This window comes from Pelagibacterium lacus, from assembly GCF_003345525.1.
GTDB classification, from domain to species: Bacteria; Pseudomonadota; Alphaproteobacteria; order Rhizobiales; family Devosiaceae; genus Pelagibacterium; species Pelagibacterium lacus.
On record NZ_QQNH01000033.1, the window covers coordinates 1 to 21,254 of the forward strand.

A 21,254-nucleotide genomic window follows, 5' to 3' on the forward strand; every position below is an offset into this window, starting at 1 on the left:
CCTCCAGATCATTGAATCTGGAAACCCATGAATCACACTCCCCGACAGAATTGAATCCTGAATGTCGATTGAACCTAGGCCGCGTCTTCTGCGAACCCGAAATAGGCCGCATCCAGTTTCTCGCCGCCGGCAAGTTCATCCGGCGTTCCATGCAAGACGACCTTCCCGTTGCGCAGCACATAGATGCGGGATGCAAGGTTCATGATCCTGCCGGTCGACTGCTCGACTATGAGCAGGGTCAGCCCGGTCTCGTTCAGCTTGCGCAGATTCTCGTAAACCTGATCGATGACCAGGGGAGCGAGGCCGAGAAATCGGAGATGTGCCGGGCAAGGGCGGGCGACCGCGGTCTCGCGCTCGAATTTTTCGGCCAGACCAATCATGAAGGCGATCTCATCGGCTGGGTGCATGATGCCTGGGCGGCCAACGCCGCCGTCATCATCAATCCCGGCGCCTGGATGACGACCTCCGCCGCCATAGCCGATACCCTCAAGATATGTCGGGAGCCGGTGATCGAAGTCCACCTCTCCAATGTCCATCGAAGGGAGGGTTTTCAGCAAGGCTCCCTTGTATCGAAAACCGCAGACGCCGTCATCGCGGGACTCGGGTATCGGGGCTATCTCTATGCCATCGATGCCATCGCGGACCTGGCTTCCGGTTGAGGCCCCTGCGGGTTCCCAGCGAGCCCGCAACGATTGTTCTCCGGGGGGATTTCAAGATGAGGATAAGCGAGCAGCCCGGCGTCGTTCTGGATTGCCGGATCAATCTGGGGGAAAGCTGCCTCTGGGACGAGCGGACGCAGACGCTGCGCTGGATCAATATTTTTGCCGGGGAGATATGGAGCTGGTCGCCGTTTGCGTCCGAGGAACCCAGGATCACCAAACTGGAGGAGCGCATCGGGGCGATCGCCTTGCGCGAAGGCGGGGGGCTGGCCCTTGCGCTGGAATCCGGTTTTGCGCTTTTGGACGAGGGTCAGCACCGTCCGCACAGGCTGGTGGAGATTGAAACTGATCTGGACTGCACGCGGCTCAACGATGGCCGCGTCGATCGCCAAGGACGATTTGTGTCTGGCGGGGTGCACGAGGCGATCCCCCAACGGCCCGTATCGGCCGTCTATGCGCTGGAGCCCAGCGGCGAGGCAAGGACGCTGATCGAGAGCGTGCACTGCGCAAACTCGATCTGCTGGAGTCCGGCGGGGGACATCATGTATTTCACCGATATGCCCACGGGAAAAATCGAGGCGTTCGACTACGATATCGGTTCGGGACGCGTCTCCCACAGGAGAGTTTTCGCCGATCTCGAAGGCGAGCCCGGACTGGCCGATGGCTCGATCGTCGATGCAGAAGGATGTCTTTGGAATGCCCAATGGGGTGGCGGCAAACTTGTGCGCTATTCGCCCGAGGGACGCGTTCTAAGCGAGGTTGGACTGCCGGTGGACAACCCCACATGTCTGGCCTTTGGGGGCCCCGATCTCGACATTCTTTTCATCACGACCGCCTGGTACGGTCTGGATGCGCAGCAGCGTTCGCGCCAGCCCCAGGCCGGCAGCCTGTTTGCGTTTCGTCCGGGCGTTTGGGGGCTGAAAGAAAGCCGCTACGCCGGCTGATTATGCTCCGCGATAGATCGCCGTCGAACCCTCATCGCTCCCCCGGTTCCTCCAGAATGGCAGGATGCGGCGGCGCAAGCGATAGTGCCAATAGCGGTAGAACAGGGCATTTGTCATGATGTGCCGATAGGCCCGCGCATGGGCCACCGGTGCGTTCAGATGCCACGGCTTGGCGCGGCCGGTATAGTGGAGAATATAGGGGCCCAGGGCTTTGACGTCAGGCCCTGGCGAGAGCATGTTCCAGCGCGGGTCGAGAATCTTGAACCGGTTGCGGAATACGAGGTTCAGAAGCCCCTGGTCGTGATAGAGGCGGTGGAGAACGCCGAGGTCCTTAAGCCGGTCCACGTGACCCATCAGGTCGGCCGCGCGCCATTTGTCGACATCGATCACCAGGACGCCTGAGTTGAAATAGGGATCGGCCGGGTCGTAGAGGTCGCGATTGGTCTTGATGTCGCGATTGAATGCGGCGTGCAGCCAGGAAGGGTCCAGCACGCCGCCCAGCGCATGCCCTTCGAGGTCGGTCGTAAGCAATTTCGCGATGTCTGTGAGGACCAGGGTGTCGCTGTCGAGATAGATCACCCTTTGGATCGTCGGAGGCAGAAGACGATCGAAGATGAGCCGGGCATAGACAATGGAAGGGTGGAGGCCGTCGCCGCGCACCTTGGTCGAAAGCGCGGCGAAGTCGGAAGACTGGTTGAGGTCGTAATAGATGAGGCTGGCGCCGAATTCGCCCTCAATCGCGGCGAGGTCCCGGCGATGGGCCTCGGTGATGCCGTCGGTCAGAATATGGAAGCGGATGTCCGCGCGCCGATGCGTCGTCAGGCAGGTGGAGCGCATCACCGCATAGGCAGGCGCCCAGAAGAAATCGTTGAATGCCAGGACGATGTCGATGGGTTGGGTCATGCAGATGCGGAACTCTCTGGACAGGCGCCTCCCTTATCCCAGGATGGTCGCTCGAGCCAGTGATGCCGGCGCCGAATGGGTCTCTTGCGCCCAATATCTTTTCGACGCCGTCGCAAACTCAGGCAAAGGACGCGGCCTCATCGAAGGTCAGGCGCGGCAGGCGGCGGTAGATGCCTTCGGAATCGGCATAGCCCAGGCAACACAGAAAATTGGACCGCACGGTCGTGCCGGCGAAAAACGTCGTGTCGACCGCATCATGGTCGAAGCCGGAGAGCGGACCGATATCCAGGCCGACCGCCCTGGCCGCCAGCATGAAATAGGCGGCCTGAAGCGTCGCATTGCGAAACGCGCTGCGCTCGGCGTGGACGCCATCGACCATGAAGTCCTGTGCGGCCTCCGGTCTGTGCGGGAACAGGGCCGGCAGTTTCTCAAAGAAGCGCAAGTCATAGCCGAAGATGGCGGTGACCGGTGCCTGCATGATTTTCGGGCGGTTCGACTCCGTCACGGCTGGCAGCAATCGCTCCCGCGCTGCGGGCGAGCGAACGAATATGATGCGCGCCGGCTGCTGGTTGGTGCTGGTCGGGCCCCATATGGCGATTTCGTATATTCGGCGCAGAACGTCCTCTTCGACGGGATGATCGGTCCAGCGATTATGGGAGCGGGCCCGGGTGAAGAGCACTTGACGGCATCGCTCGTCGACGCCCTGGTTGTCAGAACGCAAGCGCGCAGCATCTCTGCGCGCCGCCTGATCGAGCTCGTAGTGTCTCAAGCTGGCCTGTTCGGTCAAGGTTCTGATCTCCGATATCGCGTCGGGCCCAAACAAAAATGCCTGCTTTTTCAGTCTTCCGGCTTTGTGGCGAAGCCGGGCGGAACGTTGCGGCCCCAGTGATAGGCGGCGCGGTCTATATCGTGCCAGACTTTCGGGCGCTGTGGGAAATCCTCGTGCCAGGGGCGAGGCTCGTAAAAGCCAAGGCTCTCGTCCTGCATCCGGTCAAGTTCGCAGAACAGCTCGACCATCTGGCCGTTCGGGCCCCGGTAATACATGGCGATGTTGTGGCCGATTCCGTGGCGCACCGGCCCCCAGACGACTTCCTTGCCCTGGCGAACGACAATGTCGCAGGCCTGGTTCAAATGGGAGGCGTCACGGAGTTCGAAAGCGATGTGATGCATGTTGGGTTTCTCGGCCTGAATAAAATTGACCGTGTGGTGGTCGGGGCCACAGCGCATGAAGGCAAAGAAATCCGCCATCCAGTCGGCCTCCCTGAAACCGAGCATGTCGCGATAGAAGGATACGGTTCTTTGGATATCGGGCGTATGGAAGGCCAGATGGCCCAGTTTGTTGGGCACAACTCCCGCGCGTCCGAAGCCGGCCGTGGAGAAGCCGGACGAACTGAACAGCTCGATCGTCGTGCCGCAATCGTCCTGGAAACTTAGAAGATCCGATATGCCCGGCTGCGCATCGCTCTTGCGCTGACTGGCCACACCCGCCGCACTTAAGCGCCGTGCAAAGGCATCCAGATCTTCGGGGCCGGAAACCTGGAAGCCGAGGGTCGCGCAGCGGATGGCCGAGCCCCGCCGTATCACGACGTTATGGTGGTCCAGACCCGTGCTGAGAAAGGTGGTATCCCCATCCTTGATCGTTACGTTCAAGCCCAGCATTTCGGAATAGTGCTCGACCTCCGGCACGACATCCGGTGTCTCGATGACGGCGTGTACCACACGGACAATGCGTTCCACTTCTGCCTCCAACCTGTTGCATGAGTATTTTTATGGCGACGGGCGGCCGCGCCGCCGATCGCAAAGCCGTTACCTGACGAGGATCGTAGCGATCCACGGGAACATGAAAATTATACCCAGGACCACCACCATCATCAGGGCGAAGGGCGCCGCTCCGATGAAGATGTCGTTGAGCGTTATCGAGGAGTCCCGCAGATTGGAATGAATGACGAAGGGCGATACTCCCACCGGGGGCGTCAATAGGCCGATCTCGACGGCGATCACCATCAGAATGCCCAGCCAGATGAGATCGACGCCAAAGGCATGCATCGTTCCGATCATCATCGGCACGAGGATCAGAAGGACCGATCCGGCATCCAGGATGGTTCCCAGAATGAGCGCCGCGACCAGGAACAGAATGACCATGCCGTGGGCGTCGAGGCCAAGGCCGAGCATATGGTCCTGCATGACATTGGGCAGGCCCGCGAAGGCCAGCATCTTGGTATAGATGCTCGCGCCCACCAGCAGGAAGCAGATGGAGGATGTGACGTGGCCTGTCTCGCGCAAGGCCTGCCAGAAGATCGACCAGTTGAGCTTGCCCTTGAGGAAAACCAGCAGAAGTGCAAGCGCCGCGCCAACACCGCCGGCTTCCGTCGGTGTGAAGAAGCCGCCATAGATGCCGCCTATGATCAGCAGTATCAGGACCGCCACGGGCGTGGCTTTCACCAGCATCTGCGATGCTGACAGAAGTTCTCCCTCTTCCTCTTCGGCCTCGGGCTGTACGGGTTTCGTGATAACCGAGCGGGGAAGGAAGCGCGCCATGACATAGATCATGGCGATATAGCTCACGGCCAGGAACAGGCCCGGCAAAATGCCGGCGATGAACAGATCGCCGATCGATTGCTCGGTCAGGATGCCGTAGAGGATCAGCAGCAGACTCGGCGGGATCAGCATGCCCAGCACCGAGCTTCCGGCAACGACCCCGACCGCGAAGCGTGGATTGTAGCCGCGGGCGATCATTTCAGGGACCGATATCTTGGTGAACACCGATGCGGAAGCGATGCTGGTGCCGGTCACGGCGGCAAACACCGCATTGGCGAGCACGGTGGCCATTCCAAGCCCTCCGAGAACGCGGCGGAAAAGCTGGTTGGCGATGTCGTAGATGTCCTTGCCGATCCCGGCGGCGCCAGCAAACAGCCCCATCAGCACGAAAAGCGGAATGACGCCGAACTCATACTGGAAAATGCTGGTGGCGGCCGCGCTCGACAAAAGCCGGCCGCCAATCGTGGGGTCGCCGCGCATGAGCCAGATGCACGCAAAGGACGTGAAGGCGAGCACCACCGATATCTCCGCCCCGCTATAGATCAGGAGCAGGATTACCACCACGGACAGCAAGCCGATCATTTCGGTGGATAAGAAGCCAGCCATGGCCGCGATGCCGAAGGCGACGATGCAGGCCGTTGCAATGGTGAACAGCAACAGGAACGAACGTCCGCCAGCTCCGGCCGGGGCCGGCGGCAATTTGGCGGCCAGCCGCAAGTTTCCCACGGCAAGCCGGATAAACTGGGCGGCTGCCAGTACGGAGCCGAGCGTGATGGAAAAAAACAGCGGCCATTGCGGTATGGTATAGACGACCTCCGTACCGAAATACGTTCCGTCCTCCCAAGCGCGCGTCAGTCTTGGCCACGTATAATAGGCCACGATCGAGAAGGAGACCGCTCCCAGGAGATGAAAGACCGCCTCGAACAGGCGCCCGGAGCGGGGCCTCTCCTCGATCAGGCGGCCCAATGCAACCATGTTGCGGGTGGTGCGCCCCAGCCGCGTCGCATCGGCGATCTGCAGGAACACGATCGGAACGATGGAAAAGCTGACGATCAACGCGACGCCGGGCAAGGGCATGTTCAAAAGGGTCCGCAGCAGGACGTCGGCCGTGACCAGCAGCACAAGCCCGAATATCCAGATTGCGCCTAGCGTATTGAAGCTGCTTACGATTACGGAAAAGGTCTTTCCCGCCAGTGTTTCTTTGGTCCGCATGCGCGTCCACCTCAGGCACGAGTCATCCGTCACGACGCGCGACGGATGACTGATTTAATGGCCAAACTTTTGCTTATTGGTCCCACTGGCGGGGCAGATCAACGCCCCGATTGCGAAGCTCTTCCATATAGGTCTGGAGCACTTCAGTTCCGGGAAGACCGCGCGCATCGAGGCCGGCCGCCCAATTCTTGCCGATTTCCGGCAATGCGTTCGCCCAGCGTGCCCGCTCTTGCTCGCTCAGTGCGGTGATCTGGGCGCCTTCATCTTCCATCTGGGCTCTGAACTGGTCCACCCGATCGATCTCGACCTGTGCATAAGCGCGCGACCAGCCGCGTCCAACCTCGAGGAAGATCTGCTGAACGACCTCGGGCATGCTGTCCCATTTGTCCTTGTTCATGGTCAGCGCGCCGCTCAGCACCGAACCGAAGCCGGTCAGCGTGCCGTATTCGGCGACCTGATGGAATTTATAGGGGAAGGCCAGGCCAATCGTTGCGGGATAGCCCTCATAAAGGCCCGTCACCATGGCGTTGTAGCCTTCCGTCATCACGCTGTCGATGACGACCGCCCCGGTCCCGACCAGATAGTTGGCCGAAACGCCACTCGCCCCAATGCGCCGCCCCGCCAGATCCTCAAACTTCTCAACCGGGAATTTCGTAAAAAGCTCCCACGAGCTGCTGGGCCCGCTGGCGATATGGACCTGGTTATAGTCGCCCCACATTTCGTTGAAGGTCGGCACTCTTTCCTGGATCGCCTCGATAATCTCCACCATTTGCAGCGGGTCGGGTGTGCCGAATGGCGCCATGGCGGTAACCTGGTGAAGAGGTAATTTGGCTTCTTCGAACTGGTAGAAGAACACGCCCATGTCGACGATGCCGTCCTCGATCCCCTGCATGGTCGAGGTCAGGTTGACCAGCGATCCACCATAGACCTCGTTCCACTGAATTTCGATGTCCGGCGCCTCTTCCCTCAGCCGCCTCTCCACCTCGGGAATGAAATGTTCCTTCAGTGCCACGATGGCTGGAATGGTCGGCGGGGAGCCCGCCCCCACGGTAATGTTGATGGTTTCCCCATAGGCGTGGCTGCCGACGCCAAGGGCAAGAAGCGCAGCGATTGCGACCTGTTTCATGTATTCCTCCCAGTTTGCTTTTGGGCCAGATGCCCATGCTCCGTATTTTACCGAACGAGCCTGTTCTCAAGCTCTCCAAGCCCTTGAATGGTGACCTTCACCACGTCCCCCGCCTTCATGAATTCGGGCGGAGTGCGCGCAAAGCCAACGCCCGAAGGCGTTCCGGTGGCGATGATGTCGCCGGGTTCCAGCGTCATGATCCGCGACAGATGCTCGATGATCGCCGCCACGCCGAAGATCATGTATTTGGTATTGGATGACTGCTTGACGACCCCATTCACCGTCAATGAGATATCGAGGTTCTGCGGGTTTGGAACGAACAACGACGGTTTGATCCAAGGGCCGGTGGGCTGAAAGTCGTCCCAGGCCTTCTGCATGACCCAGTCGGTTCCAACGGCCGGCCGCTCCTTGATCCAGTCGCGGGCGGAAATGTCGTTGATGACGGTATATCCCGCCACCGCCTCGAGGGCCTCTGCCGCCGAAACCCCTCGAACGCGGCTTCCCATGACAACGCCGAGTTCGGCCTCCCAGTCAATATCGACAACCCCTTCCGGCAGCGCAATATCCTGCTCATGGGCGGAGAGCGACGTGGTGGGGCGCATGAACGAATAGGGAAACTTCATTATCCCCTTTGAGTTCATTTCGCTGACATGCTCGCTATAATTATTGCCGATGCAGATCAGCTTTGCAGGGGCCAGCACGGGTGGAGCAAAGCTTCCCTCGATGGGATGTGCATCGCCGGTGAATTCGGAGACGCTCGCAGCGAGCTTCTGCATGGCATCTGGACCCGCCTCCAGCAGGGCCATGATCGAGGCGGGCGCTTTCTCGCCGCTCCACAGGTCCGACAATTTGTATGCGTTGTCTTCGATCCGTACGGCCGGGGTTTCGATCCCGTCCACGACCAGCGTGCCCAAAAGGAACTCTCGCAAGGCTACCTCCCGCTCATTGAGACTGCCTCCTTCCTATCTGCAGAGCGAATTGTGAGCAACCAAAATTTTAAAATTTTTGTTGTTTATAGATATTACAATGATTTTTCGAACTGTTGCCGTGACGGGGGAGTTGGTGTAATCCTGAACGCACTCCATCCGGCTACAAAAACGAGAAGAAGCCCGTCGCAGGGATTACAAGATCATGAGCAATATCTCATTTGTTCCGCCGTCGCCCGATAGTGAAGCGAAATCCCTTGCAGGCGTGGCTTACAACAAGATCTACGAAGATATTTTGCAATGCCAACTGCGTCCCGGGGCAAAACTTGGGATGGCAGAGCTGCAAAAAAGATATCAGCTTGGAGTTGGCCCTATTCGCGAGGCGCTGGCCCGGCTTTCAAGTGAAAATCTGGTCATAGCGCGCGAGCAGAAGGGATATCGCGTGGCGCCCATCGACCAGGCCGAGATCCAGGAAGGGTTGATAGCGCGGCTCGTCGTAGAGCTCGGCGCGCTGCGTTTGTCGATGCAGAGCCGTACGCCCGCGTGGGAGGGGGAGCTGTTGTCAGCCTTCCATCAGCTGGATCGGGCGTCCTTTCCGGACGATGACGCGCAACACGCGCGGGAATGGCGGGTGGTACATCGGCGTTTTCACATGGCTTTGCTGTCCAATTGTGGATCCAGAATTCTCGTCAAGACGGCCGAGCGCCTTTTCGACCAGTCGGAGCGATCACGTTTCCTCCGGTCAAAATCGCTGACACCGAATTCTCTCGAAATGATCCGCAAGGAGCACAAGCGGATTTTGAACGCGGTGCTGGACGATCAATACGACGACGCATCGAAATATCTTGAGCAGCACTACAGGCGGACCACCAACGACACGTTGAAAACCCTGCGGGCCAATTCCGATCAGACCGGATGAGGCCGGTTCGGGAAAGATTTGACGCCTATTGCGATCCGCGGCCCCCGGCTCCTCCGCTGTCGGAGAATTTCTCGCCGCAAGGATCACGGCGTGGACAGCGCTTCCAATTCGAATAAAAGCGGGTAAACATCTTCGGGTAACTGCGTTCCGGGTCCAAGCATGTCCGAACACCTTCGGTCCGCCGAAACACCATCGGTGGAGAGTGAGGTCTCTACGCTCCCGCCCCCCGCGCCCTCGGCCTTGGGGGGGCATGCTCATCCGGAGATGGCTATTGTCGTCATCTGCGTCGGCGCCTCCCCGGAGGTCGTGGGCGCCGTGCAGTCGATCTTCGATCTGGGCACCCCGTGCGAGGTGATCGTCGTCAACTCCGGAGGCGGCGACGTCAGGGAGCGTCTGGGTACGCTCGGCGATCGTGTGAAGATAATCGAGCACGAGGCTGTCCTGTGGGTCGGGGCGGCGCGGAATCTGGGTATCGAAGCCGCCAGCGCTGCCTATATCGCGTTTCTGGCCGCCGATTGCCGGGTGTGTCCCGGGTGGATCGACAAGCGTATGGCACGTCACAGGCAGGGGCATGCGGCGGTGGGCAGCGCCGTGGTCGGGTCGGGAGGCTGGAATCCCTTTGCCTGGGCTTCCCATTTCACCTTGTTCGACAAGCGCCTTCCCGACATTGCGGCCAGGACCGCCACGCCCTATGGCGCCAGCTATGACCGCCGGCTGTTCGCCCTTTACGGGACGTTTCGGGCCGATCTCCGGATCGGCGAAGATACAGAGTTCCACCAGCGCTTGCCCCGCGGGGAAAAACCGGTATGGGCTCCGGAGGTGCTGACCCTCCATCGCTCCCCCGGCGGACCGGTGAGCATGCTGGCCGATCAGTATTGTCGCGGTATCCGCTCGGGGCATTATTGGCCCGGTCGCTCGAAGGGTCGGGTTGCCCGGCGTCTCTATTACCGTCTGCGCGAGCTGGCCGGGAGGATTCGCCGCGGCGGCTATCGTCCGGGTACGCGCTGGAGGATAATCGCCCATTTTCCGCTTATCGCACTCAACATGGCCGTGTTTGAACTGGGCGTTCGGAAGGGTAAGACAAGCGCCGATCCTCTTGCCGCGTGCGAAGCCGCCGCCCGGCGGGCCGAGCGGGCAAAGCGATGGGACGAGGCCGGCGCGCATTGGCGGGCCGCAGACGAACTCAGCCCGGGGCATCCCACCCTGAGCCTGAATCAGGCCCGATGCCTGCGGATGTCCGGGCACCTGGACGCGGCGCTGGCCATCTGCGACACCGTCGCCCGGGCCCATCCTCAACTGGTCGCTCCCATCGAGGAGCGGGCGCGTCTTTGCGAAAGCATGGGCGCCTGGACCGAAGCGCTGGCCGGCTGGAGGCAACTGACCGAACGCAATCCGCGCTCGGGTTCGGCGCAGTTGAACCTTGGCGAGGCGCTCGTCAAAGCCAATGACTGGCAGGGTGCCCGCGTGGCTTACCAGGCGGCTCGCCTTCTCCTGCCCGACGCCTCCACGCCCCTTCGCGGGCTTGCCGCCGTGGCCGGCGGGCTGGACGACAACGAGACCGCACTCGAGCTTTACGATAGTCTGTGGAACCGGTTTTCCGACGAAAATGCGCTGATTGCCTGGATCGAGTTGCTTTTGAAGCTCGGTCGACAGGGCGAGGCCACGACGCTTGTAACCCAGGTCGAAGCCGCTCCCTCGGCCACCTCCAGCAAACTTGCCGCCCGGGTTACCCTGCTCCGCTGGCATCACGACTGGGAGGGAATCGTCGCCCTGCTCGATGCGCATCCGGATATCGTGACGCGCTCGCGGCACCTGCTCGGTCTGCAGATCAACAGTCTGTGCATGCTCAACCGGCAAGCGGACGCTCACGCCGTGATCGCGCACCGCGGCGTTTCGAGGACCGTCAGCAAGCGGCTCACCCTCGACGTCCAGCTCCGTTTCGGAGACTATGCCGCCGCGCGGCAAACGCTCTCGGAAAAGCTCGAAGCGGGCAATATCGACGATATTTCCACCTTCCACGCGACCCCGCTCATCATCGGGGCCTATGAGCAGGCCGGGCTGGACGGCGCCCGCGACGTCGTCGCCTCCCTCGCCCGGGGTTCGGTCAACAGTCCGCGCGGGGAAATCCTGCGCCTGTCGCTTCCCTACCAGAAGCTGCGTCTCGATTCCCTCGCCTGGCTCGAAGGCGGAAGGTCGGCCGATAGGGCTGAGCCTGAACGCGAGGTTCTCGACCTGCTGTCGCAAAGCCGTCCCAGAACCTTCGCGCCCGATGCCTATGACAACCTTGCCATGGCCGGTTCCACCCTGGCCCGCATGCGCCGGGCAGTGCCCGATTTCCATCCCGACCCGCTCTACAGCCTTGCCGATGCGCTGGCTGTCGCCCGGCATATTGTGTCGGCCATCGAGGATGCACGTCCTCTGTCCCTCGTCCGGCTGGGAGACGGCGAAGGCAAGTTCTTCCCCTATCCGTCCCATCTTCAAGGGTTCGCCGAAAAGGACCGGATCATGGTGACGCAAAGCTGGTGGAACCTGGCCGCGACGGGTGCTGTTGCAGGCGATGAGCTGAGCGGCCTGATCTCCGCCGCCGCCGACGCGTCCGATATTTTGGGTATCCCCGATCTGTCGCGGATTATCCGCGTGGCGTCATCGGGCCTGAATACGCCGGGTTCCGACGTTGCAAGGAACGCACGCGGTCTGTTTGCCGCTCTTGATTATGCCTCGGGCATCGGCGAGGGGCCGGCCGGCCGGGTGGCGGCCGCGCCCATGATCACCTCGTGTCATATTCACGAGGCGCTGGCATTTTGGGCCTTATGGCCGCCGCTGCTGCGGCATATGCGGGAGGTATCCCTCGTCACCTGCCATTCCGATCTCCCGGCGGCCCTGCGCGCCAGGTTTGGAGTTGAAACCCGAATCCTGCATCTCATCCCGTCCGAAAGCAAATACGCGGCGCTGTTTGGAGAGGACGAACCCGACGAGCCGCATTTCCCCGATGTCTTTCGCCGCATCGAGGAGGCCCTGGCCTCCACCCCATCGGGACATGTGCTCCTAGTGGCGGCCGGGGCGCTGGGGAAAGTCTATTGCCACCGGGTTCGCGATGCGGGCGGAATCGCCATCGATATCGGCAGCGTGGCCGACTATTGGTGCGGCTATCACACGCGCGGCTATGACGAGACCCTGGCCTATCGCGGCCTGCCCGGCCTGCCGGCCCTTTACGACGCGCTGGCCGATCGCGATCCCGGCTTCGCCCGCTTCTGGCGCAGCGCGGCGTGAGCGGAGGCTCATTTCCCGGCGAGCGTTTTGACGGCGTCGAGGAGGACATTTGCTCCTGCGACCAGATCGGGATCGGCGGTGAATTCGCGCGGGTTGTGGCTGATGCCGTCGCGGCTCGGCACGAAGATCATCGCCGCCGGACCGATGCGCGCCATCATCTGGGCATCGTGCCCGGCGCCCGAGGTCATGTGGTGCCACTGGTATTGCCGGCCCGATGCCGCGCCTTCGAGGACCCGGACGATCTCGGGGCTGAAGACCACCGGGTCGAAGCGGGCGAGCCGTTCGGTCGTGATCGCCACGCCGTCCTCGGCCGCCACATCGCGCAGGAAACCGGCCAGTTCGGCTTCGGCGGCGCGCAATCGTTCAGTGTCCGGGTCCCTTAGATCTACCGTGAAGCTCGCCTTGCCGGGGATGACGTTGATGGCGTCGGGCTCGAACCGCATGGTCCCCACCGTCGCCACGGAGCAGCCCCCGGTTCTGGTCGCAAGATCGCGCAGGAAGACCAGGATGCGCGCCGCGGCAACGCCGGCATCGCGGCGGGCCTGCATCGGTGTAGTGCCGGCGTGGTTGGCGACCCCTTCTATAATGATGCGCTGCCAGGAAATCCCCTGGAGATTTTCCACGACGCCGATGGCGGTGCCGACCTGCTCGAGAATGGGACCTTGCTCGATATGCAGTTCGAGATAGGCATGGGGCCGCAGGAAGCCCGGCTCGGCCGGGCCGGCATAACCGATGCGGTGCAATTGGTCGCCGAGCCGGGTGCCGTCGGTGCCCTGGCTGGCCAGGGCTTCCTCGACATCGAGGCCGCCAGCATAGACGAGGGAGCCCATCATGTCCGGCGCGTAGCGGACGCCTTCCTCATTGGTGAAGGCTGCCACCGCGATCGGGCGCTGGGGCATGAACCTCGCCTCCATCAGGGCGGTGATCACCTCGAGGCCGGCGATGACGCCAGAGCTGCCGTCATAGATCCCCGCGTCGATCACCGAATCGATATGCGACCCCATCATGATCGGGTCCGCGTCCCCATTGGCACCCCCCTGCCAGACGGCGACGATATTGCCGATGCGGTCGATATGCACATCGAGCCCGGCCGATCGCGCCCAGGCGACGAACAGATCGCGGCCCTGCCGGTCCTCGTCGGTCGCCGCGACGCGAACCAGTCGTCCCTCTGCGTCCCGCCCGACCGCGCCGAGCTGGCGGATGCGCGACAGCAGTCTTTCGCCATTGATGTCCATGTTTCTGCTCATGACGATACCTTGTCTTTCGAACGCTGTTGCAGGACGGCCTGGGGGGCGAGGCCAACCAGCTTTTCGTATAGGCCGGGATCGGTGGCGCCTTCGGTATTGACCACCAGCACCCGCGATTGCGCGGTGAGGCCGACAAGCGCCCGCAGGCGCGGGTCCGCTGCCACCCGCATCACCCCGGCCAGTCCGGCGCCGCCGCTCTCCCCCGCCACGATGGCCGGGTCCTCCCCTTGCGGCCGCGCCAAGCGGTTCATGGTCCGCACGGCATCGTCCTCGCCTACGGTCATGAAGGCGTCCGCGGCACGCGACAGGATGCGCCAGGCGACGAGCGAGGGTTCGAAGCATTCCAGCATGGCCATCACCGTGGGCGCGGTGGGCGCGACCTTGACGAGACGGCCGGCGCGGGCACTTTCGAACAGGCATGCCGCCCGTTCGGGATCGACCACGACGAGGAACGGCCGGTGCGCGCCATGGACGAGGGACAGATAGCCGGCCATCGCGGCGGCGATGCCGCCGACGCCGGACTGGATGAAGACATGGGTCGGCGGCTGGTCGAGGGCGCGGCGCGCCTCCTGCAGCAGGGCGGTATAGCCCTGCATAACGAGGCCGGGAATCTCCTCATAGCCGGGCCATGAAGTGTCCGAGACCACCGTCCAGCCGTTCTCGGCGCTGACCCGCGACGCCTCGGCGACGGAGAAATCGTAATTGCCGTCGACCCGGACGATCTCGGCGCCCAGCGCGGCGATCGATTGCTCGCGCTGCGAACTGACGCCCGCATGCAGGAAGATGACCGCCCTAGCGCCCACCATCTGCGCGCCCAGGGCGACAGACCGCCCATGATTGCCATCGGTGGCGCAGGCGACGAACAGAGTTGATGTGACGGCCCTCACGTCAGGGCTGGACAATTCGGAGATATCAACCGGGCGCCCCAGGCGCGCGGCGGCTGCGGCCAGCGCCAGGCGAATGACGGCATAGGAGCCGCCCAGCGCCTTGAAGCTCCCGAGGCCGAGCCTCTGGCTTTCATCCTTGAGATGGAGGGCGCCGATCTCGAGTTCGCTGGCGAGGCCGGGCAGCGCAACCAGCGGGGTCGGCCTGTGGTTCTCGCGATAGGTGAGGAAGCGCTCCACCTCTTCGGCCTGGGCCACGCCCAACAGGCCGGCATCGGCGGCCTCCAGCGGCTGGCGATAATCGGGATGAGTGTTCAAGACCAGCATGCGAAGGCCTCCGAAAAGAAAGGGGATCGCCGCGCGTGAAATGAAAATATCTCAATGCATGCGTTATGTGTTGGCGTTCTGGGCCAATCAAATGCAAGATTCTTGCATCGAGACCGCTATTAGGGGAGAGAATGCAGAAATACCGATCTACGCTCGATCGTTTCGACATGAAACTTCTGCAACTGGTCCAGGTAAGCAACCGGACGCCGCAACACGTGCTTGCCGAGGAGGTCGGCCTCTCCGCGCCGGCCATCGCCAGGCGCCTGCAAAAGCTGCGGGAGCAGGGGGTGATCCAGAAAGATATGGCCATTATCGACGCCGCTGCCGTCGGCCGCCCCCTGACCATCATCGTGCAGGTGACGGTTGAGGACGAGAGCTTTGCCTTGCTCGATGAAATCAAGGAAAGGTTCCGGCGCTGCGAGCAGATCCTCCATTGCCACTACGTGACCGGAGGAACCGATTTCGTTCTCATCGTCAATGTCAGGGATATGGAGGAATATACCCAGTTCACACGCACCCAGTTTTTCGAATTGGGTAACGTGAAGAGCTTCCAGACCTACGTATCCATGGAATGCATAAAGGCGAATGAGGGGATTCCGCTCGACCTGGAATAATAATCGGTTTCGGCTCGCCCCGGTGCTCACCGCACCTGCCAGGGCACGACGCCGGGGACGAAGCGGCGGCCAATCAGGTCGATGACAAGGGCAAGCCCGAGCGTGAACACCACGATGACGCTGGCCAGCGCGGCGGCCGAGGGCGAATTGCCCTCATATTGCAGGAAGAACACCATGACCCCGAGCGTTTCGGTGCCCGTGGACCAGAGCAGCGCCGAGAGGGTCAGTTCGTTGATCGCCGTCATGAAGATCAGGAGCGCCCCGGCCAGTGCCGAGGGCAGGGCGATGGGCAGGACGATGAACACCAGCCGCGAAAGGCTGTGGGCGCCGACGATCCGCCCGACCTCGTCGAGTGCGCGATCCATCGAGGCAAGGCTCGCTCCGACCGGACGCAGCGCAAGCAGCAGGAAGCGCGAGAGATAGGCGACGAGCACGATCCAGAACGTGCCGTAGATCGATATCCCGAGTACGGGCAGGGGCGGCAGGAAGACGATGATGGTGGCCAGGGCCACCACGGTGCCCGGTACGGCATAGGGCGCGTCGGCCAGCGCGTCGAGCAGCCAGGCCAGAGGGTTCTTGCGGACGACCGAGAGATAGGCGAGGGGAACGGAAACCGCTGCGCAAATGATCGCCGTCGCGAGCGCGAGAAAGAAAGAATTGGAAAAGGCCCGGGCGATAGCCGGGTTGCGCAGCACGGCCTCGAAATTGGCGAGCGACAGGGTTTCGAGGGAAAGGCGCACGCCCAGCGCCGGGACGAGCGCGCTCGCGATGAGCGCGACAAGCGGCAAGATGGCGATGAGGATCGCCAGCATCCAGAAAGCGAGCGCGGCGGGGGCGCGGAAGCGCCCGAGCCGGAAGGGTTCGAGCGGCGCGCCCGTGCGGTCGAGCGGCGCGGCTGCGAAGCGCGAAGCGAACGCCCTCACGCCCAGGCCGATGGCGGCAAGGCCGACAAGCACCAGCGCAACCGTCGCGACCTGACCGAGCACCGAGGGGCCGAACCCGTTGAGGCGTTGATAGATGAGCGTGGTCAGTACCGTCACACGCCCCGGAATGCCGAGAAGTGCGGGCACCCCGAAATTACCGATCGCCGACACGAAGGAGAGAGCCGCTCCGGCCAGGATCGACGGACCGAGCGCGGGCAGCACGATGCTGACCAGAAGCCGCCATGGCCGCGCGCCCACAATGCGCCCCGCCTCGATCAGGTCGCGCGGCACGGCGGCCATGCCAGCGGCCACGGCGAGCAACACCAGCGGCGCGTGCTCGAGGCCCATCACCCAGATGATGCCGCCCATGGAATAGAGCGGGTTGGTGGTACCCGGTGGCGGCGCCAAGCCGGCAAGATTGAGGAGCGGGCTCGACGGGCCGGACAGTTCGATCCAGGCCAGCGCCGAGATTTGCGACGGAATCAGCATGGGCATGAGCATCAGGAACATCAGCGCCGTGCGGCCGGGCATGTCGGTCAGGCGTAGGGCGATGGCGGCAAGCGTCCCGATGGCGACCGAGAGAGCGGTTGCCGCGAGCGAGGTGATCACGGTATTGCCCAAGGCGCGCGAAACGGCCCGGTTGGCGAGGCTGTCGAAGAATACGCCGAGAATGGCGCCCGAGGCATCGGGGCGCAGGGCTTCGGAGAACAGCCGGCCCAGGGGAAGCGCGACCAGGATACCCACATAGAGAAACAGTCCGGCGAGCAGGATATGCTCGCCGGACAGGCCCAGGATAGGACGCGATGCGGCGGGTGCCGGATCAGCCGCCAAAGAGGTCGGCGAAGGCCAGCTTGTTGGCCTCGTCCTCGGCCAGCATCACGACCGGATCGGCTTCGAGAATGTTGAGATCGGCAACGGCGGGATAGCCGGCGGGCGGCTGGACGCCTGCAAAGATCGGGAAATAGCCCTGGGTGACCGATTGTTCCTGGGCGGCCTGGGAGAGCTGCCAGTCAACGAACACCTTGGCCGCTTCGATATTGTCCGAACCCGCAAGGATGGCGACGGGCTGGGTGATCGAGGACACGCCTTCCTCGGGGAAGACGAAATCGACCGGCGAGCCGGCGGCCTTGGCGTTCAGCGCCATGTATTCGATGATGATGCCATAGGGCTTTTCACCACGCGCCACCGCTTCGACCACGGCGCCGTTAAGGCCGGCTTTATTCATTCTGACGTCGGTGGTGGTCTTCGCGATCACCATAGACCTTTTCGGTCTGATTCCGGCCATTTTCATCACCGGCGTGATTGCTGCCCTGGGAGACACACGCACGCGGCTCCATGAAGCTGCTGCTATTGGTGCCATCATGGCCTTGGGCATTTGGGTGGTGTTCGTTTTGCTCCTCAATTTACCGATAGACGCGCTGAGGCTCGGTTGAAATGGAATTGCTAAGCAATCTGGCGGGGGGCTTTGCACAGGCCTTCACCCTTACCAATCTCTTCTATTGCTTCCTTGGTGTAACTGTCGGCACTTTTGTCGGCGTCCTCCCCGGCATTGGCTCAATGATCGGGATCGCGGTCCTGCTGCCACTGACCTTCTATTTGACCCCTGAAGCGGCTTTGGTCATGTTGGCCGGCATTTACTACGGTGGCGAATATGGCGGATCGATCGCTTCGATCCTCATCAATATGCCGGGTAGCGCATCGACGGCCGTCACTTGCATTGATGGTCATCAGATGACTCGCAAGGGCAGGGCGGGAGTTGCCTTGTTCGTCACAGCGGTGGCGTCATTTATCGGCGGCAGCTTCGGCATTATACTCATGACGGTATTTTCGCCGGCCTTGGCCACGTTTTCACTGGCTTTCGGCCCCGCCGATTATTTTGCCGTGATGATCCTTGGCCTGATCGCATCGGCCACTGTTGGACAAAGTTCGCCCCTCAAAAATGCTCTTTCTGTCGTTATTGGTGTCCTTCTCGGACTGGTAGGAACCGATATCAATACAGGAATTCAGCGCTACATGGGTTTCATTCTGGGTCCATTGATGGAGGAACATCTGCGCCGCGCGCTTTTGCTATCCTATGGCGATCTCACGGTTTTCGTGAGGGAACCTATAAGCGCCAGTGTTTTGGCGGTAACAGCGCTTATTCTGGTGCTCCCGGCCATAGGATGGTGGAAACGGTCACGTGCACGTACTGCCTAAAGGCTCTTGTAGATCGGTTAGGCGAGCGTCAAGTGTGAGGGTGTTGCGAATGTCCGGATTGGTGAACGAGCGGCGCTTGTACCGGACCGAAGCGCTGGCATTGTGGCCGCGGAAAACCGGGCAAGCGATTTTACCATCAGGTAGCTGTTGGCAGCGCCGACTTCCCGTGGGTGAGAGAGCCATGAACAAATTTGCCTTCGGTTACTCGCCTGCGGTCAGTTGCGTCCCACGGTCTGCGATTCGCAAACTGCTGCACTGACAGTGAGCTGCCCCCTTCGCTAGAGGGATTTTGGCATCAATTATGCTATTCGCTGGACCTGCCGCTGAGGTTTGTGTCATGCGCTGTCAAGAGGGTATGGCAGGCGGTTTTTGCGCCTGGCGTATCCAAACTATCGAGAAGGACTGAGCATGACAGAATTTGACGGCAAGCTTGCGCTGGTCATGGGTGCCAGCGGCGGCATCGGCGCTGCAGTGGCGACGGCTTTTGCCGCGCAGGGTGCTCATGTTGCGCTCCACTATAATCGCGGGGAGGCCGCAGCCCAGGCCGTCGCCGACGCCATTATCGCCAACGGCGGAACTGCTATGGTCATTCAAGGCGATGTCGCTGAACGCGGTGTGCCCGCAAAGGTCGTTCGCCAGGCGGCAGAGGGCCTCGGGGGTCTGGACATCCTGTTTAACAATGCTGGAGCCATGATCCGCCGCATGCCGTTCATGGAACTCGACGATGCTCTTTATGAGGAAGCCCTCGACCTCAATGCCCGCCCGGTGATTGCTGCATCGCAGGCTGCAGTGCCCTATATGGAAAAGCGCGGCGGCGGTTCAATCATCAATGTCGGATCGATCGCTGGTATCGATGGCGGCGGCAGCGGCTCGGGTCACTACGGCAGCGCCAAGGCCTATGTCCACAACCTGACCCGCCATATGGCACGTGATCTGGCGCGGCTCAACATTCGCGTCAATGCCATCGCTCCCGGGGTCGTGCAAACCGCGTTTCACGCGGCGACCCCGCCAGAGCGGATGCAGGCGATGCAGGCAACGATTCCGCTGGGTCGCCTTGGTACACCCGATGACTGCGTCGGCCCGGTGCTATTTCTTGCCTCCTCTGCATCCAGCTATATGACTGGGCAAATCCTGCACGTTAACGGTGGCATGTATTTGCCCTAGCAAGATCCTGTCGCAGCTCGAAGGAAACAGAACGGCGGTCGATGCGGATGAGACGCGCGACGACCGCCCTTCGGGGCACCGAAATAACCACGGCCCTCAAAGGGGTAGTCCACACCTGACGCAGAACCGAAAGCTTCTCCTCGTCCGACCAGAGCCGTCGACGCTCCACTCTTGTCATCACCTCCTGGTGCGTGAAATCTCCGCCGCTTCATTGATGTCGATCATTTCTTGCCCGGCCTGTTCGAAAAGCCCGCCTCGGCGAGAACATGGCTAGGTCAATCTGCCGATGGCGGTACTGATCTGGCTGATGATTGTTTCGATGCTGATCCGCATCGACCTTACATCGCTGCGTCCAGCCGCGAGTCTTGAGTTCATTTTTCGATGTCGCGCGCGATCGCCTCGGCCTGGATGCAGAAGCGGCGCAATTCTTCATCTGGCATTGCTTTGGCGGCTTGTTGCAACCGATCCACGAGATCGGAGCGGGACGTGCGCTTCTCGCCCTCTGAAGTCACGCCGAGAAGGTAATTGGGCGAGGTGGCGAGTGCCTCGGCGATACGAACCAGTGTGGCAAGGTCGGGCTCGCGTCGCCCATTGGCATAGTGGGCGTATCGCCTTTCATCCAGGCCAGCACGCCGGCCCGCCTCGGCATTGGAAATGCCCAGCTGTTCGGCCCGTTCTCGAAGTCGTCTAGCGAAGATGTCCATAGGAACGAATTGTTCCTGATAGACACGAATGCATCCATGAACGTTATGGAGTTCTTTAGGAACGAAACGTACCCTTTGCCCAGCACAGGAGTTTCGATCAATGAAGCAACCCACCTTTGGAAAGCGGGGACTGGCTGCACATGCACGGGCCATCCCGCCCAAGAATATCAAGCGTTCAACGCGATCCGAACCAGAAAGTCCTCGATTTCAACAGCCAGTGCCGGAATCCATTTATCCCGGTCATCAACCTCGGCTTGCAACCGGCCTCTATATTTCCGACAGGGAGGAACAGAGCGCGCTCATTGCCGCGAGAAAGAAGGGGCATGATTCACTTGTGGGCATGGTGATCCTATGTGCTTTGGTGGCCATTGGAATCTCGATGTGCCAACCCTCGGCTGCCGATCAGGAAAAGTCGGCCCAAGGATCTGCTGCCAATAGAGAGAAGGGTTTCCATTGCCTGTCGGCCTGGGATGGCTCGAACTTCGCTCTCGTCCAAGCCGTCAAAAACGCTATGCGCGATCCGAACAGCTTCGAACATATAAAGACGGTAATCACCCCGGTGCGAAGTGGAAAGCATACTATCGTCATGGACTATCGCGGACGCAACGGCTTTGGGGGGATTGACGTTGCCCCCAACTTTTATCCAGCGTGACGTAGACTCCTGGAGTTGTTTTGGCCCTGCTGAGCCTGGTGGAAGA

General features: G+C 61.6%; 20 protein-coding genes. 9 read left to right on the forward strand and 11 right to left on the reverse strand.

Annotated features, from left to right (window positions below; genetic code table 11):
• A partial coding sequence (locus DVH29_RS16640) for a type II 3-dehydroquinate dehydratase (protein ID WP_245945004.1) occupies window positions 1-659 on the forward strand: 659 nt, incomplete at its 5' end.
• Window positions 660-715: 56 nt separating this feature from the next.
• Window positions 716-1,603 carry an SMP-30/gluconolactonase/LRE family protein gene (locus tag DVH29_RS14690; RefSeq protein ID WP_114646944.1) on the forward strand — a complete coding sequence of 296 codons (888 nt, stop codon included), beginning with the start codon at window positions 716-718 and terminating at the stop codon, window positions 1,601-1,603.
• Here DVH29_RS14690 and DVH29_RS14695 read toward each other — a convergent pair whose 3' ends face one another.
• The 6 genes from DVH29_RS14695 to DVH29_RS14720 form a co-directional block, all read right to left on the reverse strand.
• On the reverse strand, window positions 1,604-2,506 hold the full coding sequence (locus tag DVH29_RS14695; RefSeq protein WP_114646945.1) for a glycosyltransferase family 8 protein: 903 nt from the start codon (window positions 2,504-2,506) through the stop codon (window positions 1,604-1,606).
• 118 nt (window positions 2,507-2,624) lie between these two features.
• Window positions 2,625-3,227: a malonic semialdehyde reductase gene (locus DVH29_RS14700; RefSeq protein ID WP_114646962.1), complete on the reverse strand. Its 603-nt coding sequence runs from the start codon at window positions 3,225-3,227 to the stop codon at window positions 2,625-2,627.
• A gap of 116 nt (window positions 3,228-3,343) precedes the next feature.
• Window positions 3,344-4,243, reverse strand: a complete 900-nt coding sequence (locus tag DVH29_RS14705) for a VOC family protein (protein WP_114646946.1) — start codon at window positions 4,241-4,243, stop codon at window positions 3,344-3,346.
• A gap of 69 nt (window positions 4,244-4,312) precedes the next feature.
• Window positions 4,313-6,256, reverse strand: a complete 1,944-nt coding sequence (locus DVH29_RS14710; RefSeq protein WP_114646947.1) for a TRAP transporter large permease subunit — start codon at window positions 6,254-6,256, stop codon at window positions 4,313-4,315.
• Window positions 6,257-6,329: 73 nt separating this feature from the next.
• A complete protein-coding gene (locus DVH29_RS14715) occupies window positions 6,330-7,382 on the reverse strand; it encodes a C4-dicarboxylate TRAP transporter substrate-binding protein (protein WP_114646948.1) in 1,053 nt (350 codons plus the stop codon).
• A gap of 47 nt (window positions 7,383-7,429) precedes the next feature.
• Window positions 7,430-8,296 (reverse strand): fumarylacetoacetate hydrolase family protein, encoded by an 867-nt coding sequence (locus tag DVH29_RS14720; protein WP_245945006.1) that lies wholly within the window; start codon window positions 8,294-8,296, stop codon window positions 7,430-7,432.
• A gap of 217 nt (window positions 8,297-8,513) precedes the next feature.
• On the opposite strand from DVH29_RS14720, the gene DVH29_RS14725 reads away from it, so the two are divergent.
• Both DVH29_RS14725 and DVH29_RS14730 read left to right on the forward strand, forming a co-directional pair.
• Window positions 8,514-9,227, forward strand: coding sequence for a GntR family transcriptional regulator (locus DVH29_RS14725; RefSeq protein WP_114646950.1), 714 nt, complete (start codon window positions 8,514-8,516; stop codon window positions 9,225-9,227).
• Window positions 9,228-9,491: 264 nt separating this feature from the next.
• Complete coding sequence (locus DVH29_RS14730) at window positions 9,492-12,497, forward strand: glycosyltransferase family 2 protein (protein ID WP_158541692.1); 3,006 nt, start codon at window positions 9,492-9,494, stop codon at window positions 12,495-12,497.
• Window positions 12,498-12,505: 8 nt separating this feature from the next.
• Here DVH29_RS14730 and DVH29_RS14735 read toward each other — a convergent pair whose 3' ends face one another.
• Window positions 12,506-13,744, reverse strand: a complete 1,239-nt coding sequence (locus tag DVH29_RS14735; protein ID WP_114646952.1) for a Zn-dependent hydrolase — start codon at window positions 13,742-13,744, stop codon at window positions 12,506-12,508.
• On the reverse strand, window positions 13,741-14,955 hold the full coding sequence (locus DVH29_RS14740; RefSeq protein WP_114646953.1) for a diaminopropionate ammonia-lyase: 1,215 nt from the start codon (window positions 14,953-14,955) through the stop codon (window positions 13,741-13,743). Before DVH29_RS14740 ends, DVH29_RS14735 begins: the two co-directional genes overlap by 4 nt.
• 131 nt (window positions 14,956-15,086) lie before the next feature.
• Between DVH29_RS14740 and DVH29_RS14745 the strand changes: the two genes are divergently transcribed.
• A complete protein-coding gene (locus DVH29_RS14745; protein WP_114646954.1) occupies window positions 15,087-15,569 on the forward strand; it encodes an Lrp/AsnC family transcriptional regulator in 483 nt (160 codons plus the stop codon).
• A 26-nt stretch (window positions 15,570-15,595) separates the two neighbouring features.
• Here the strand turns inward: DVH29_RS14745 and DVH29_RS14750 are convergent, their stop codons facing one another.
• Together DVH29_RS14750 and DVH29_RS14755 are read right to left on the reverse strand one after the other, a co-directional pair.
• Complete coding sequence (locus tag DVH29_RS14750) at window positions 15,596-17,323, reverse strand: ABC transporter permease (protein WP_114646955.1); 1,728 nt, start codon at window positions 17,321-17,323, stop codon at window positions 15,596-15,598.
• Entirely contained in the window at window positions 17,313-17,717 is a 405-nt protein-coding gene (locus tag DVH29_RS14755; RefSeq protein ID WP_245945009.1) for an extracellular solute-binding protein, read from the reverse strand. The genes DVH29_RS14750 and DVH29_RS14755 overlap by 11 nt, the downstream gene beginning before the upstream one ends.
• 13 nt (window positions 17,718-17,730) lie before the next feature.
• On the opposite strand from DVH29_RS14755, the gene DVH29_RS16645 reads away from it, so the two are divergent.
• The 3 genes from DVH29_RS16645 to DVH29_RS14765 all read left to right on the forward strand — a co-directional run bounded on the left by DVH29_RS16645 (window position 17,731) and on the right by DVH29_RS14765 (window position 19,852).
• The gene (locus tag DVH29_RS16645; protein ID WP_245945011.1) at window positions 17,731-17,925 is read left to right on the forward strand and encodes a hypothetical protein; all 195 of its coding nucleotides are present in this window, start codon (window positions 17,731-17,733) and stop codon (window positions 17,923-17,925) included.
• A gap of 1 nt (window position 17,926) precedes the next feature.
• Window positions 17,927-18,688 carry a tripartite tricarboxylate transporter permease gene (locus tag DVH29_RS14760; protein WP_114646957.1) on the forward strand — a complete coding sequence of 254 codons (762 nt, stop codon included), beginning with the start codon at window positions 17,927-17,929 and terminating at the stop codon, window positions 18,686-18,688.
• 408 nt (window positions 18,689-19,096) lie between these two features.
• Window positions 19,097-19,852 (forward strand): SDR family NAD(P)-dependent oxidoreductase, encoded by a 756-nt coding sequence (locus tag DVH29_RS14765; RefSeq protein ID WP_114646958.1) that lies wholly within the window; start codon window positions 19,097-19,099, stop codon window positions 19,850-19,852.
• Window positions 19,853-20,223: 371 nt separating this feature from the next.
• On the opposite strand, the gene DVH29_RS14770 is transcribed toward DVH29_RS14765, so the two are convergent.
• Window positions 20,224-20,556 carry a helix-turn-helix domain-containing protein gene (locus DVH29_RS14770; RefSeq protein WP_114646959.1) on the reverse strand — a complete coding sequence of 111 codons (333 nt, stop codon included), beginning with the start codon at window positions 20,554-20,556 and terminating at the stop codon, window positions 20,224-20,226.
• A gap of 100 nt (window positions 20,557-20,656) precedes the next feature.
• Here DVH29_RS14770 and DVH29_RS16245 point away from each other — a divergent pair, with 100 nt between their 5' ends.
• Window positions 20,657-21,208, forward strand: coding sequence for a hypothetical protein (locus DVH29_RS16245; RefSeq protein WP_147276120.1), 552 nt, complete (start codon window positions 20,657-20,659; stop codon window positions 21,206-21,208).
• Window positions 21,209-21,254 lie beyond the last annotated feature (46 nt).

What these genes read in the sequence shown, in the direction of transcription:
- DVH29_RS14770 (WP_114646959.1), bottom strand. Translation starts at nt 20,556, where the DNA reads ATGGACATCTTCGCTAGACGACTTCGAGAACGGGCCGAACAGCTGGGC.
- DVH29_RS14735 (WP_114646952.1), bottom strand. Translation starts at nt 13,744, where the DNA reads ATGAGCAGAAACATGGACATCAATGGCGAAAGACTGCTGTCGCGCATC.
- DVH29_RS14710 (WP_114646947.1), bottom strand. Translation starts at nt 6,256, where the DNA reads ATGCGGACCAAAGAAACACTGGCGGGAAAGACCTTTTCCGTAATCGTA.
- DVH29_RS14755 (WP_245945009.1), bottom strand. Translation starts at nt 17,717, where the DNA reads ATGAATAAAGCCGGCCTTAACGGCGCCGTGGTCGAAGCGGTGGCGCGT.
- DVH29_RS14730 (WP_158541692.1), top strand. Translation starts at nt 9,492, where the DNA reads ATGGCTATTGTCGTCATCTGCGTCGGCGCCTCCCCGGAGGTCGTGGGC.
- DVH29_RS16245 (WP_147276120.1), top strand. Translation starts at nt 20,657, where the DNA reads ATGAAGCAACCCACCTTTGGAAAGCGGGGACTGGCTGCACATGCACGG.
- DVH29_RS14695 (WP_114646945.1), bottom strand. Translation starts at nt 2,506, where the DNA reads ATGACCCAACCCATCGACATCGTCCTGGCATTCAACGATTTCTTCTGG.
- DVH29_RS14745 (WP_114646954.1), top strand. Translation starts at nt 15,087, where the DNA reads ATGCAGAAATACCGATCTACGCTCGATCGTTTCGACATGAAACTTCTG.
- DVH29_RS14760 (WP_114646957.1), top strand. Translation starts at nt 17,927, where the DNA reads ATGGAATTGCTAAGCAATCTGGCGGGGGGCTTTGCACAGGCCTTCACC.
- DVH29_RS14690 (WP_114646944.1), top strand. Translation starts at nt 716, where the DNA reads ATGAGGATAAGCGAGCAGCCCGGCGTCGTTCTGGATTGCCGGATCAAT.
- DVH29_RS14715 (WP_114646948.1), bottom strand. Translation starts at nt 7,382, where the DNA reads ATGAAACAGGTCGCAATCGCTGCGCTTCTTGCCCTTGGCGTCGGCAGC.
- DVH29_RS14725 (WP_114646950.1), top strand. Translation starts at nt 8,514, where the DNA reads ATGAGCAATATCTCATTTGTTCCGCCGTCGCCCGATAGTGAAGCGAAA.
- DVH29_RS14740 (WP_114646953.1), bottom strand. Translation starts at nt 14,955, where the DNA reads ATGCTGGTCTTGAACACTCATCCCGATTATCGCCAGCCGCTGGAGGCC.
- DVH29_RS14765 (WP_114646958.1), top strand. Translation starts at nt 19,097, where the DNA reads ATGACAGAATTTGACGGCAAGCTTGCGCTGGTCATGGGTGCCAGCGGC.